We start from the raw sequence: 14,258 nt of genomic DNA on the forward strand, positions 1-14,258 counted from the left end.
CCCAGGGCCGTTGTGCGCTGCGCCTTTCTTCGAGAACGTCGAGAACGTCGGGAACACAGCCTCGGACTGCTGCGTCAGGCTGTGCTCCGCGCCTCAGTCGAGCAGGTACGCGACCGCCCTGCCGAGCACCGCGTCCTTCTCCGCCTGCGTCGGCAGTTGCTCCACGCCGAAGCCGAAGAGCAGCGTGTCGCCGGTGGCCACCACCGAGTTGCCGAACACCGAGTTGGTGTGCAGGAACGGAGCCGGCGAGTGGTCACCGGGCGGTGCCGGGGCCAGCGTCCAGGCGCCCAGGCCGGATTCGAAGCCCTCGGACTCCAGCACGCCGCCCGCCGTGGTGATCTTCGTGTCGTCCACGAAGACGCCGGTGCCGCCCGCGCTCGGGTCGGTGACGTAGCTGATGGACACCTCGACCTGCTTGCCCGCGTACGGGGACAGGTCGAACGCGACCGGCTGCCAGCCGCCCGAGTTGGCGGTGAACGCGTTCCAGGCGCCCGTCGTCCCCGACGGCGTGCACGGGTTCGTGAGCGTCAGGTAGTGCGCGAGGAACGGGTGGTCCTTGAGGTAGAACCCGGCCTCGCACTCCGCCGGAACCGCCTGCGAGCTGCGGCCGTTGAGGTCCGGCAGCGTGGTCCAGTCGTCCTGGCCCACGGTGTGCGCCTCGACGATGACGTTGTCGTAGCCCTCCTCGACGTCCCACGACATCTGCGCGGTGAGCTTCGCCGCGTCGGCCGCCGTGACCCCGGTCAGGTCGATCGTGCGGGTCAGGCGCTTGTACGAGTCGTCCTGGTGCGGGCCCGCGATGTACTTCACGCCCTCGTACGGGGTGAACGGGCCGGACGGCACGCCCGCGTACTCCGCCGCCGAGTAACTGGTGAACTGCGGGAACTCCGCGGGCGGCAGCATCGAGCTGGTGGTGAGGAAGCCGCCCGCCTCGTCGACCGGGTTGCTCGCGGTGCCTGGCAGGCCGACGTTCAGCCCGGTGTACGGGTCCCGCACGCCGACGACCCCGTTGACGCCGTTGACCGAACCGCGGTCGTAGGCGCCGAGGTAGTACTGGGTGAAGTCGTCGGACAGGATCTCGCAGTCGTCGCGGTAGCTCGTGGTGATGCGGCACGGCGTCTGCGGCTCGCCCTTGAGACCGTAGTAGATGCCGCCGCCGTTGACCCCGCGCAGCGGACCGTAGTACGCCGCCGTCTCACCGGAGTAGAGGAGCTTGCCGCCCTCGTTGAGGTAGTCGCGCACCTCCATGGTGAGCTGGAACGCCCGGTCCGCGACCTGCGCGTCGGGCACCAGGGTCCCGGCGCCGCCGACCGGCACGAACTCGTCGGCCGCGTCCTGGGTCAGCCGGTTGTCGCCCAGGTACCAGACCACCGCCTTGAAGTGGCCGAGCACGCCGATGGAGTCGGGCACGCCCTGCTTGTCGACGTCCCACAGCACGGGCTTGTGCCCCGCCGCGCGGATCGCGTCCAGGTACTCGTTCGCGTACTTCGGCGCGTCGGTGCCCGGCGGGTACACCGGGTTGACGCCCTTGTAGTCCTCGTTGGCGAGCACCAGGACGTCGGCGCCCTCCTCGATGCCGGGCGCGACCGTGTAGGTGAAGTGCTCCGACTCCACCTTGCCCGAGCCGCGTTTCTTGGCCGTGTACCAGACCTCGACCGAGTCGCCGGGTTTGCTGTTGTCGACGGATCCGCGGTACTGGCGGTACCAGTTCTTGCCGTCCTCGCCGCCGTATCTCTCACCGCCGTCCCAGCGCTGCACCCCGTCGGTCTTGGTCCTGCCGCCGTTGACCCTGTAGTTGATCTTCACGTCGGACAGCTTCTGCTTGGCGTCGACGGCCACCCACTGCTCGTCGCCCTTCTCCGCGTACGACGTGTCGAACTTGTGGATCGCCAGGTCGGGGGCGGTCCAGCCGATCGACGACACCGGCTCGTCGGGCTGCGGCGCCGACTTGGCGACGGACAGCGCGAACGGGATGTTGTTGGTGAACTCGCGCTGGATCAGCGTCTCGTCGTCCGGGAAGGTGAAGATGCTCTCGCAGGCGTCCGGCTCCCACGCGTCGTTCGGATCCCAGTTGGACGCCGTCTCGCAGGTCGACATCTCGGGCGTGAACGCGATGCCCTCGTGCACGACGTCGACGAAGCCGTCGGTCTCGCCGTTGGTCGTGTAGAGCGCTGCGCCCAGCTGCGACTCGAAGCCCGGGATCGCGGGGTGCGCGTGGTCGCCCGCGAGCGCCCTGGCGATGTTGTCGTCCGGGCTCGGCGTGGCGACCTGCCAGCCCACGCCGTACAGCAGGAGCTGCGCGGCGGAGTGGTAGTTGACCACGAACCTCGGGTCGATCTTCGCCATGAGGCGGTCGATCGCCTTGGTCTCCGGCTCGGAACCGGGGCCCGGGCCGCGGTACGTCTCGTTGAACGGGTCGGGCGACGAACCCTCGTTGTCGTAGCCCCACTTGTACGGGAAGTTGCGGTTGGGGTCGACACCGTCGGCGCTGGTGATCACACCGTTGCCGTCGTTGTCGCGCAGGGTCTTGCGCCACTGGCGCTGGTCGGGCTGCCAGGTCCACTCGTAGCCGTCCGGGTTCGCGGAGAGCACGAACCACAGCTCGGTCGAGTTGACGATCTTCTTGATCTCCTGGTCGCCGTTCTTGTACCCGTCGACGTAGTAGTGCAGCAGCCGGCGGTTCATCTCCGGCGTGATCCACTCGCGGGCGTGCTGGTTCGCCATGTAGACGACGGGCGGCTTGTCGCCGTCCCGCTTGCCCTTGGCGTCCTTGGTCACCTTCATCGCCAGGATGTCCTGGCCGAGGGTGGTCTTGCCGATGGACACCAGCTTGGTGATCTTCGGGTTGGCCTTGGAAAGCTCCAGCAGCTCGGCGGCCAGGCCGCCTTCGCCCGCGTAGCGCTTGTAGACGCCGCCCGCGGCGGTGGCCGACCGGGCACCGGCCGCGGACTGGTTGCCGCGGGCCTGGACGGTGACGCCCGACTTGGTGAGCTTTGCCGCCTCCGCCTCGGACAGCACCAGTTCGGCGGAGACCTTGCCGTCCGGGGTCGTGCTCATGGGCGTCTCGGTGCGGTCGATGCCCAGCGCGAAGACCTTGGCGGCGTCGTCGGCGGCGAACGTGACCCGGTACGCCTTCTTCCCGGCCTCACCGGCCTGCGGAAGCGCGACGTCCGCGACCTGGGTGACGACCGGGAACGACGGGTCGGCGTCCTCTTCCGCCGCCTGCGCCGCCGGCAGAGCCGACACGGTGCCGACGACGAGCGAGAGGGCCGCGAGCCCGATACCTGCGATGCGCGTAGATCTGCGGGAACCCTTTGTGCGTCTCACTCAACCCCCTGATGTGAGTGGGCAGGCGCGTGGGGATGGAGCCCGGCGGGCTTGATCGCCAACCCCCTTGTTCCCGGGGGCTGTTGGTGGTGCCGGAGACCCGCCGTGCTACACGCGTTTCGCATGGTACGGGAATCCATGTCCCGGACAGGGTGAAATGGAAAACCGCTGGACGGTCATCATTGTCCGCATAACGATCAGTTGGCGAAGCGGCCGGGGGCCCGCTCCGGGGGTCAGAACCAGTCAGGGCACCAAGGCGCCCGCGCGGTCCGAAACATGACCTCGGCGACCGCCAGCGAACCCGGCGCCACCTCGGCGAGCGCACCCGCGTCGGCGAGCCGGACGGCCGAATTACCGCCCAGGTAGAGCGCGCCGAGGGCACCCACGCCGAGGCGCAACTGCGCGGGCTCGTCGGTCGGCGCGCAGACCGCCCCGGACGGGCCGCCCTCCAGCTTGAACCGGCCCGCCGCGTACCCGAGTTCGTCCTCGACCTCCAGCACCACGGAACCGGCCACCTCGTAGGTCCGCGCCGCCAGCGCCTTCGGGACGTCGAGAAGCCGCAGCCACACGAAGTCGCGGGCGCTGTCCCAGGTCACCGCGCGCGGGTCGGTGAAGCGCAGCGGCAGCGGATCGTCCCCGGGCCGCTCGCCCGCGCTGATCCGCACCACGTAGTCCACCTGCGCCGCGAAGTCCCACAGTGCCGCCTCAGCCGCGCGCGTCGCGCCGATCACCTGGTCCGCGTGCAGCGTGGCCTTCGGCAGGAAGTCCTCCCAGACCTCGTCGATGCGGTACGCGAGATAGCCGGTCGGTTCCCCCGACGGGTCCCGGTACACCGCGTAGAAGCGGTTCTCGGCACCGCGCCCGCCCGGGCGCTTGCGCACCCCGGTGTAGAGCTGCCACCACAGCGGCTGCCGGGTGATCGCCCCCGGCGTGTGCGCCCGGAACGCGCCGTGGATCCGCGGCCCCAGCTCGACCATCGCCTCGGGGGTGACGATCTCGACCCGGCCGCCGTCCTCGCGCCGCGCCAGCTCGGCGTCGGTGAGGCGGGTGCGCGACAGGTCGACGCGGTACGTGGAGATGTCGGTCGCCGCCCCGAACCCGAAGCGACCGTAGATGTTGTACTCGGCGGCGATCAGGATCGCCGCCGCCTCCCCGCGCGCCGCCGCCGCGTCCAGGTCGGCGCGCATCATGCGGGTCAGCAGCCCGCGGCGGCGGTGCGTCGCGGTCACCGTGACGTTGGTGATCGCGCTCATCGGCAGATACGCCCCACCCGGCACGGTGATCTCGCCGCCCCAGCTCCGGAACGTGCCGACCATCGCGTCGCCGTCGTACGCGGCCTGCGTGCGGTCCAGGTCCACGACGTCGCGGAGATGCTCCGCCCACTGGTCGCGGACCTCCTTGGTGTGGTCCGGAACACGCAGGAAGCCCACGTCCAGCGCCACGCCCCACGGGCTCAGCTCGTCCTCGGTGATCGTGCGGATCTCCACCATGGTCCTCTCCCGCGACTGCATGCGCCGTGCCCGCGGTGTGCCGCACACGGACGTGAAAAAGCCGACCGGAGCAACGTATTGCCGCCGGTCGGCCTTTTCGACTGATTTATCCCGCGCCCGCGACGGCCGGTGCGCTTCTCGCCCGCCCGAGCGGGCGCACGACACGGAACCGGTGGATCCGACGGGACGCACCCCGCCTGGTGCCGCGACCGGCAGGGTTCACCGCTTCACGGCAGACCTCGCCGGCCAGGGCACTAGGAAACGAGCATGTCCGCGGTCAGGTTCGCGTCCGTGCCCGGCAGGCCCATGTCGCCCGCGCGCTTGTCGGCCATCGCCAGCAGGCGGCGGATGCGGCCGGCCACCGCGTCCTTCGTCAGCGGCGGGTCGGCCAGGCCGCCCAACTCCTCCAGCGACGCCTGCTTGTGCTCCAGCCGGAGCTTGCCCGCCGCGGCGAGGTGCTCGGGAACCTCGTCGCCCAGGATCTCCAGCGCCCGCTGCACCCGCGCCCCCGCGGCCACCGCCGCACGGGCCGAACGCCGCAGGTTCGCGTCGTCGAAGTTCGCCAGCCGGTTCGCCGTCGCCCGCACCTCGCGACGCATGCGGCGCTCCTCCCACGCGAGCACGCTCTCGTGCGCGCCCAACCGGGTCAGAAGCGCCCCGATCGCGTCGCCGTCGCGCACCACGACCCGGTCCACGCCCCGCACTTCGCGCGCCTTCGCGGAGATGCCCAGCCGCCGCGCCGCGCCGACCAGGGCCAGCGCCGCCTCGGAACCGGGGCAGGTCACCTCCAACGCCGAGGAGCGCCCGGGCTCGGTCAGCGAGCCGTGGGCCAGGAACGCGCCGCGCCACGCGGCCTCCGCGTCGCACGTCGCACCGGAGACCACCTGCGGCGGGAGCCCGCGCACCGGGCGCCCGCGGCCGTCCAACAGGCCTGTCTGCCGGGCCAGTTGGTCGCCGTCCTTGGCCACGCGCACGACATACCTGCTGGTACGCCGCAGACCGCCCGCCGCCACGACCACAAGGTCGGACTGGTGGCCGTACACCTCAAGGATGTCCTTGCGCACACGCCGCGCGGCGGCGCCGGTGTCCAGCTCCGCCTCGACCACGATCCGTCCGCCCACCAGGTGCAGGCCCCCCGAGAAACGCAGAAGGGCCGAGACCTCCGCCTTGCGACAGCACGACCGCGTCACCGGGAGCCGACTGAGCTCGTCTTTCACTGCTGCCGTCATCGCCATGGCGCGATCCTTTCACGATCAACGAAGATCCGGCCGTAGGCGGCGGCCAGGCGCCCCGGATCGTGTCGCGGGGTGCCGTCGCCGACGGCGACCGGCGTCAGCAGCACCTGCCCGCCGAGGCCCGCCGCGGCCTTCGCCAACTCGTCCACGTCGTCCACCAGGTCGCTGTCCCCCAGCACCAGGTCGAACGTCAGGCCGGGGGCGTGCTCGGCGAGCACCTCCAAGTGCCGCTCGGGCGAGAACCCGTCCGTCTCGCCCGGCTGCGGGGCCAGGTTGAGGGCGAGCACCTTGCGGGCCTTCGTCTCGACCAGCGCCGCGGCCAGTTCGGGCACCAGCAGGTGCGGCAGCACGCTGGTGAACCACGAACCGGGGCCCAGGACAACCCAGTCCGCCTCGCGCACCGCCGCCACCGCCTCCGACACGGCCGGCGGGTCCTGCGGCTGGAGCCGTATCCCCAGCACCTCGCCGGGCGTCTTGGCCAGCGCGTGCTGGCCGTGCACGGTCGTCACCGCGGACGGCGCGCCGCGGTCGTGGCCGCGGACGTCCGCCTCAATGTGCAGCGGCACCGCCGACATCGGCAGCACCGTCCCGTGCGCGCCGAGCAGGCGGCCCATCCACTGGAGGGCCTCCACCGGGTCGTCGTCCAGGAGTTCCCACAGCGCGACCATCAGCAGGTTGCCGACCGCGTGGCCGTTGAGATCGCCCTCGCACCGGAAGCGGTGCTGGATGACCCGGCTCCACGTGTTGCCCCACTCGTCGTCCCCGCACAGCGCGGCAAGCGCCATGCGCAGGTCGCCGGGCGGGAGTACGCCGAGGTCGCGCCGCAGCCGCCCGCTCGAACCGCCGTCGTCGGCGACGGTCACAACCGCGGTGAGGTCGTCGGTGAGCCTGCGCAGCGCGGACAGCGACGCGAACAGCCCGTGGCCGCCGCCGAGTGCGACGACCTTGGGACCGGTGTGCCGCGCGTACTGGTAGCCGTTGCTCGCCAAATTGTTCACGCGGGCATCACTCGCGTCCCTTGTCGCGGTGCACCACGACGGCCTCGACGCCGTCCTCCTGCATGCGCTTGGCCAGCCGCTCGGCCATCGCCACGCTGCGGTGCTTGCCGCCCGTGCAGCCGACCGCGAGGGTCAGGTAGCGCTTGCCCTCCCGGCGGTAGCCCTCCGTGATGATGCGCAGCAACTCCGTGTAGCCGTCCAGGAACTCCTTGGCGCCGGGCTGGTCGAAGACGTACCGCGAGACCGGCTCGTCGGTGCCGGTGAACGGGCGCAGCTCGGGGATCCAGTGCGGATTGGGCAGGAACCGGCAGTCGACCACCAGGTCCGCGTCGACCGGCAGACCGTACTTGAAGCCGAACGACATGACCGTCGCCTTGAGCCGCGGTTCGCTCGAACCCGCGAACTGCGCGTCCATCTTGGCGCGCAGCTCGTGCACGTTGAGGTTGGTCGTGTCGATGACCAGGTCGGCCTCGCCGCGCAACTCGCGCAGCAGCGCGCGCTCGGCCTCGATGCCGTCCACGATGCGGCCGTCGCCCTGCAACGGGTGCGGGCGCCGGACGTTCTCGAAGCGGCGCACCAGCGCGTCGTCGGCGGCCTCCAGGAAGACGATGCGGCGCACCACGGCGGCGCTCTCCAACTGGGCCAACGCCTCGCGCAGATCGTCGAAGAACGTGCGTCCGCGCACGTCCACGACGACGGCGATGCGCGCCACCGCACCCTGCGTCCGGGCGCCGAGGTCGACCATCGCCGGGATCAGCGACGGGGGCAGGTTGTCCACCACGAACCAGCCCAGGTCCTCCAGGCCCTTCGCGGCGGTGGAGCGCCCGGCACCGGACATGCCGGAGATGATCACCAGTTCGGGGATGCCGTGCACGGACTCCGGCTCGCCGCCCGGGCCCACCGCGGGCCCGGTGCCGCCGCCGGGCGTGGTCGCCTCCGGCTCGGCCGCCTCGCTCACGGCGTCCTCCGCCGGGTGACACTGCGCTTACTCACGGTTCCTCCTGCTTCCACACCTGCTTGGGAGATGCCAGGCTCGGCGTTCCCCGCAGATGCCGAGTGTCCCTCATGTCCGCACGAGGCGGACCCACCCACACTCTTCGTTCACTGCTTCACGCCCGCAGATTCACTCAGCCGCGTCGGCCGGTGCCTGCGGCGGCGCTCCTTCACCAGAACGATCCGGCTCCACGATCTCATCCGGGGCGTCGGTGATGATCTCTCCGGTCGCGGTGTTGACCGCGATCCTCGGGGCGGTCCCGGCCAGCGCGCCGAGGATGCTCTCGGCGGTCCGCCGGCCGATGCCCGGGACCTCCATGACCTGCTCGACGGTGGCGCCCTTCAGCTTGCGCAGCGAACCGAAGTGGTCGAGGACCGCCTTGCGCCGGGTCTCCCCCAGGCCCGGCACGGAGTCGAGCACGCTGGCCGTCATGGCCTTCGACCGCTTCTTGCGGTGGAAGGTGATCGCGAAGCGGTGCGCCTCGTCGCGCACGCGCTGCATCAGGTACAGCGCCTCGCTGCTGCGCGGCAGCACTACCGGGTCGGACTCGCCGGGCAGCCAGACCTCCTCCAGCTTCTTGGCGAGGCCGCAGACCGCGACGTCGTCCACGCCGAGTTCGTCCAGCGCCCGCTTCGCGGCGGCGACCTGCGGCTGCCCGCCGTCCACGACGACGAGTTGCGGCGGGTACGCGAACCGTTTCGGCTTGCCCGTCTCCGGATCGATGGGCCCGCTCGGCGTCTCGGCCTCGTCGATCCCGGCGAGCTCCGGTTCACCGGTGCGCACGCGTTCGGCCAGGTAGTGCTTGAACCGCCGGGTCAGCACCTCGTGCATGGACCGGACGTCGTCCTGTCCCTCGAACGACTTGATCGCGAAGTGCCGGTACTCGCTCTTGCGCGGCAGGCCGTCCTCGAACACCACCATCGACGCGACGACCTCGGTGCCCTGGAGGTGCGAGATGTCGAAGCACTCGATGCGCAGCGGCGCGGTGTCCAGGCCGAGCGCGTCCGCGATCTCCTGGAGCGCCAGCGAGCGCGTGGTCAGGTCGCCGGCGCGCCGGGTCTTGTGCAGCACGAGAGCCTGTTGCGCGTTGCGCAGCACGGTCTCCTGGAGCGCCTTCTTGTCGCCGCGCTGCGGCACCCGCAACTCCACCCGCGAACCGCGCAGCGTGCACAGCCACTCCGCGACCGCGTCGGGCTGCGGGGGCAGCGCCGGGACCAGGACCTCGCGCGGCACCGCGTCGCCGCGCTGGTCGCCGTAGATCTGCTGGAGGAAGTGCTCGACCAGGTCGGCGGGCGTGACGTCCTCGACCTTGTCCACCACCCAGCCCCGCTGGCCGCGCACCCGGCCGCCGCGCACGTGGAAGATCTGGACGGCGGCCTCCAGTTCGTCGTCGGCGAGCGCGATGACGTCGGCGTCGGTGCCGTCGCCGAGCACGATGGCATTCTTCTCCATCGCGCGGGTGAGGGCCCCTATGTCGTCGCGCAGCCGCGCGGCCTTCTCGTACTCCATGTCCGCCGCGGCCTGCTTCATGGCGCGTTCCAGGCGGCGGATGTACGGGCCGGTCTGCCCGGCCATGAAGTCGCAGAACTCGTCCGCCAGTTCGCGGTGCTCCTCCGCGTCGACCCGGCCCACGCAGGGGGCCGAGCACTTGCCGATGTAGCCGAGCAGGCACGGGCGTCCGGCCTGCTTGGCGGCCTTGAACACGCCGTTGCTGCACGTGCGCACCGGGAACACGCGGAGCAGCAGGTCGACGGTCTCGCGGATCGCCCAGGCGTGGCCGTACGGCCCGAAGTACCGCACGCCCTTCTTCTTGGGCCCGCGCATCACCTGGACGCGCGGGAACTCCTCGTTCAGTGTGACGGCGAGGCTCGGATAGCTCTTGTCGTCGCGGTACTTCACGTTGAAGCGCGGGTCGTACTCCTTGATCCAGGAGTACTCCAGTTGCAGCGCCTCGACCTCGGTGCCGACGACGGTCCACTCCACCGCCGCCGCGGTGGTGACCATCGTCTGGGTGCGCGGGTGCAGGCCCGCGAGATCCTGGAAGTACGACGACAGGCGCTGCCGCAGGTTCTTGGCCTTGCCGACGTACACGACCCGCCCGTGCGTGTCCCGGAACCGGTACACGCCCGGGCTGTTGGGGATCTCGCCCGGCTTGGGGCGGTACGTTGCCGGGTCGGCCATCTGCTCCCTCGGTCCTCTCGTCCGTGCGTCCGGCGGCGGTTGGCCGCGCGGGTCAGCCGACGACGACGTCCCCGTCGACGACCCTGGTCGGCAGCTCCGGCAGGCCCTTGTTCGCCGGGCCGCGCACGACCGAGCCGTCGTTGACGTCGAACTGGCTGCCGTGGCAGGGGCAGTTGATGACGCCCTGCTCGACCTTCTTGACCAGGCACCCCTGGTGCGGGCACCGCGCGTCGAACGCCTTGTAGACGCCCTTCTCGGGCTGCGTGACGACGACCCGCGAGTCCGGATAGACCTTACCGGCGCCCACCGAGATCTCCGGGACCTTGCCGATGGTCACCGGGCCCTGGTCGCCCGCGCGCGGACCGTCCGCCTGGGCGCCCGAGTTCTCCGTCGTGCAGGCGGTGAGGGCGACACCCGCGGCGCCCGCCGCGCCGGCGGCGGCCACGCCGCGCAGCACGGTCCGGCGGCCCGGCACCACGCCGCGCCCGGCGTCGGCGGCCGCATTCGCGACGCGCATCTCCCCGCTGGTCCGCCTGCCGCGCTCGCTCATGCATCTCTCCGTCTGCGTGGGTTCCCTGGCCGCCTCCATGATCCCATCGGGCGGAGCGGGATCGGACAGGGCCTCGGCCACCCCGGCCCTCGACGAACTCACCTTCGCCGATGCCGTACGCCACCTCACCCTCCCCGCCTCCCCCTCGCCGCCGCGGGAACCGGCCGCGCCCGCCCGGACGCGGGGACCGGTCCGCGGACACCGACGCCCGCGGACCGGCCGTCCCAAGGACCGCCGGTGTGGGCCGTTCCGGCCGTGACGGCGCGTACCGCCGGAACAGCCCGTACCACCGCGACGGTCAGAGTCGGTCGGCGAGGATCTCGCGGAGGAACTTGCCGGTGTGGCTCTCCGGCACCTCCGCGACCTCCTCGGGGCTGCCCTCGGCGATGACCATGCCCCCGCCGCTGCCGCCCTCCGGGCCGAGGTCGACGATCCAGTCCGCGGTCTTGATGACGTCGAGGTTGTGCTCGATCACCAGGACGGTGTTGCCCTTGTCGACCAGCGAGGTCAGCACGCCCAGCAGGCGGCGGATGTCCTCGAAGTGCAGGCCGGTGGTGGGCTCGTCGAGCACGTAGACGGTGCGCCCGGTCGAGCGGCGCTGGAGTTCGGAGGCGAGCTTGACGCGCTGAGCCTCGCCGCCGGACAGCGTGGTGGCCGGCTGGCCGAGCCGGACGTACCCGAGCCCGACGTCGTTGAGTGTCTTGAGGTGCCGGGCGATCGCCGGGACCGCCTCGAAGAACTCGCCGGCCTCCTCGATCGGCATGTCCAGCACCTCGGCGATGTTCCGGCCCTTGAAGTGCACTTCGAGTGTCTCGCGGTTGTAGCGCGCGCCGTGGCACACCTCGCACGGGACGTAGACGTCCGGCAGGAAGTTCATCTCGATCTTGATGGTGCCGTCGCCCGCGCAGTTCTCGCAGCGGCCGCCCTTGACGTTGAAGGAGAAGCGGCCCGGCAGGTAACCGCGCACCTTCGCCTCCTGCGTCTCGGCGAACAGCTTGCGCACGTGGTCGAACACGCCCGTGTACGTCGCCGGGTTCGACCGCGGGGTGCGGCCGATCGGCCCCTGGTCGACGTGGACGACCTTGTCCACCAGGTCCGTTCCGGTGATGCGGGTGTGCCGGCCCGGCACCGAGCGCGCGCCGTTCAGTTCGCGCGCGAGGTGCGTGTAGAGGATGTCGTTGACGAGCGTCGACTTGCCGGAACCGGACACGCCCGTGACCGCGGTGAAGGTGCCCAGCGGGAACCCGACGGTGACGTCGCGCAGGTTGTGCTCGCGTGCGCCGTGCACCACGAGGCGCCGCTTCTTGTCCGGTACGCGCCGCTCGGTCGGCGTCGCGATCTCCTTGCGCCGCGACAGGTACGCGCCGGTCTGCGACTGCTTGTTCTTCAGCAGGTCCTTGTACGGCCCCGAGTGCACCACCCGGCCGCCGTGCTCGCCCGCGCCCGGGCCGATGTCGACGACCCAGTCGGCGACCCGGATGGTGTCCTCGTCGTGCTCGACCACGATGAGCGTGTTGCCCATGTCGCGCAGCCGGACCAGGGTCTCGATGAGCCGGTGGTTGTCGCGCTGGTGCAGGCCGATGGACGGCTCGTCCAGCACGTACAGCACTCCGACCAGACCGGAGCCGATCTGGGTGGCGAGCCGGATACGCTGCGCCTCGCCGCCGGACAGGGTGCCCGCGGCGCGGTTGAGCGACAGGTAGTCGAGGCCGACGTCGACCAGGAAGCGCAGCCGCTCGTTGACCTCCTTCAGCACACGCTCGGCGATCTTCTTCTCACGCGCGGTGAGCCGGATCGCGCCGAGGAAGTCGGCGCAGTCGCTGATCGACATCGCGGAGACGTCGGCGATGGACTTCCCGGCCACGGTGACGGCCAGCACGATCGGCTTGAGCCGGGTGCCCTCGCAGGTCGGGCACGGCACCTGCCGCATGTAGCCCTCGAAGCGCTCGCGGCTGCTGTCGGTCTCGGCCTCGGAGTGGCGGCGCACGATGAACGGGATCGCGCCCTCGAACGCGGTGGTGTACGCGCGCTCGCGGCCGTACCGGTTCTTGTAGCGCACCTCGATCTGGGTGCGGTGCCCGTTGAGCAGCGCGTTGCGGGCGCGCACCGGCAGGCCGTTCCACGGCACGTCGGTGCGGAAGTTGAGGGCGTCGGCAAGCGCGTCGACCAGCCGCCCGAAGTACTCGCTCGCGTGGCCGCTGGACCACGGCGCCAGCGCCCCTTCGTCGAGGGTCTTCTCCGGGTCCGGGACGACCAGCTCCGGGTCGACCTCCATGCGGGTGCCGATGCCGGTGCAGTCGGGGCACGCGCCGAAGGGCGAGTTGAAGGAGAACGAGCGCGGCTCCAGCTCCTCGAACGACAGGTCGTCGTACGGGCAGTAGAGGTGCTCGGAGTACATCCGCTCGCGGTTCTCGTCGTCCTCGGGCAGGTCGACGAAGTCCAGTACGACCATGCCGTTGCCGAGCCGCAGCGCGGTCTCCACCGAGTCGGTCAGGCGGCGCTTGGCCGACGACTTGACCGCGAGGCGGTCGACGACCACCTCGATGGTGTGCTTCTCCTGCTTCTTGAGCTTGGGCGGCTCGGTGAGCTGGACGACCTGGCCGTCGACCCGGGCGCGGCTGTAGCCCTGCGACTGGAGCTGCGCGAAGAGGTCGACGAACTCGCCCTTGCGCTCGCGCACGACCGGCGCGAGGACCTGGAAGCGGGTGCCCTCGTCCAGCTCCAGCACGCGGTCGACCACCTGCTGCGGGCTCTGCCGCGCGATGGGGCGGCCGCACTGCGGGCAGTGCGGGTGGCCGATGCGCGCGAAGAGCAGGCGGAGGTAGTCGTAGACCTCGGTGATGGTGCCGACCGTGGAGCGCGGGTTGCGGTTGGTGGACTTCTGGTCGATCGACACCGCGGGCGACAGGCCCTCGATGAAGTCGACGTCGGGCTTGTCCATCTGGCCGAGGAACTGGCGGGCGTACGACGACAGCGACTCGACGTAGCGGCGCTGCCCCTCGGCGAAGATCGTGTCGAAGGCCAGCGACGACTTGCCGGAACCGGAGAGCCCGGTGAAGACGATGAGCGCGTCGCGTGGGAGGTCGAGGGAGACATCCTTGAGGTTGTGCTCGCGCGCGCCACGGACGATGAGACGGTCGGCCACTGGAGACTCGAAACCCTTCGACAGCTCTTTGACGGCTCACGGGGCGGTCGGCATGTGAGCGCACTGGACTTCCGGCCGGGAGCGCAGGTCGGCGCTCAAGGCTGGTTGCGGGCAGGCCCGGACTTTGTCCCCCGGCCATCGTAAGCGGCCCGGGGCCCGCGTTTGTTCCCCTTCAGCGTGCGCCAGGCTATCGCACACGTTTTCGATTATGGCCCGACCGGGGGACGATTCACTCGATCGTGCGAGGTTTGTTCCAGGCGCCACGCGGGGCCGCGGGTGGCGCGAAGCGCTCGCCCGTCGGCCCGCCCAGCCGATACGGTCGGGACGTGGCGACCGCG

8 protein-coding genes are annotated in these 14,258 nt (G+C 71.0%); all 8 read right to left on the reverse strand.

The genetic code is table 11. The features are described from left to right. Positions 1-93 precede the first annotated feature (93 nt). The 8 genes from ACRX5S_RS16975 to uvrA all read right to left on the reverse strand — a co-directional run bounded on the left by ACRX5S_RS16975 (position 94) and on the right by uvrA (position 13,920). Positions 94-3,327, reverse strand: coding sequence for a M14 family zinc carboxypeptidase (locus ACRX5S_RS16975; protein WP_436773772.1), 3,234 nt, complete (start codon positions 3,325-3,327; stop codon positions 94-96). 233 nt (positions 3,328-3,560) lie between these two features. Further along, complete coding sequence (locus tag ACRX5S_RS16980) at positions 3,561-4,817, reverse strand: GNAT family N-acetyltransferase (RefSeq protein ID WP_436773773.1); 1,257 nt, start codon at positions 4,815-4,817, stop codon at positions 3,561-3,563. 254 nt (positions 4,818-5,071) lie between these two features. Further along, positions 5,072-6,052 (reverse strand): DNA-binding protein WhiA, encoded by a 981-nt coding sequence (gene whiA, locus ACRX5S_RS16985; RefSeq protein ID WP_436773774.1) that lies wholly within the window; start codon positions 6,050-6,052, stop codon positions 5,072-5,074. Next, positions 6,043-7,050, reverse strand: coding sequence for a gluconeogenesis factor YvcK family protein (locus ACRX5S_RS16990; protein ID WP_436773775.1), 1,008 nt, complete (start codon positions 7,048-7,050; stop codon positions 6,043-6,045). Before ACRX5S_RS16990 ends, whiA begins: the two co-directional genes overlap by 10 nt. 7 nt (positions 7,051-7,057) lie before the next feature. After that, positions 7,058-7,888 carry an RNase adapter RapZ gene (rapZ, locus tag ACRX5S_RS16995; RefSeq protein ID WP_436774049.1) on the reverse strand — a complete coding sequence of 277 codons (831 nt, stop codon included), beginning with the start codon at positions 7,886-7,888 and terminating at the stop codon, positions 7,058-7,060. Positions 7,889-8,173: 285 nt separating this feature from the next. After that, positions 8,174-10,225 (reverse strand): excinuclease ABC subunit UvrC, encoded by a 2,052-nt coding sequence (gene uvrC / locus ACRX5S_RS17000; protein WP_436773776.1) that lies wholly within the window; start codon positions 10,223-10,225, stop codon positions 8,174-8,176. A 52-nt stretch (positions 10,226-10,277) separates the two neighbouring features. Beyond that, positions 10,278-10,775 (reverse strand): Rieske (2Fe-2S) protein, encoded by a 498-nt coding sequence (locus tag ACRX5S_RS17005; RefSeq protein ID WP_436773777.1) that lies wholly within the window; start codon positions 10,773-10,775, stop codon positions 10,278-10,280. A gap of 298 nt (positions 10,776-11,073) precedes the next feature. Beyond that, positions 11,074-13,920, reverse strand: a complete 2,847-nt coding sequence (gene uvrA, locus ACRX5S_RS17010; RefSeq protein WP_436773778.1) for an excinuclease ABC subunit UvrA — start codon at positions 13,918-13,920, stop codon at positions 11,074-11,076. Positions 13,921-14,258 lie beyond the last annotated feature (338 nt).

Source organism: Yinghuangia sp. YIM S09857 (genome assembly GCF_051388915.1).
Classification (GTDB): Bacteria; Actinomycetota; Actinomycetes; order Streptomycetales; family Streptomycetaceae; genus Yinghuangia.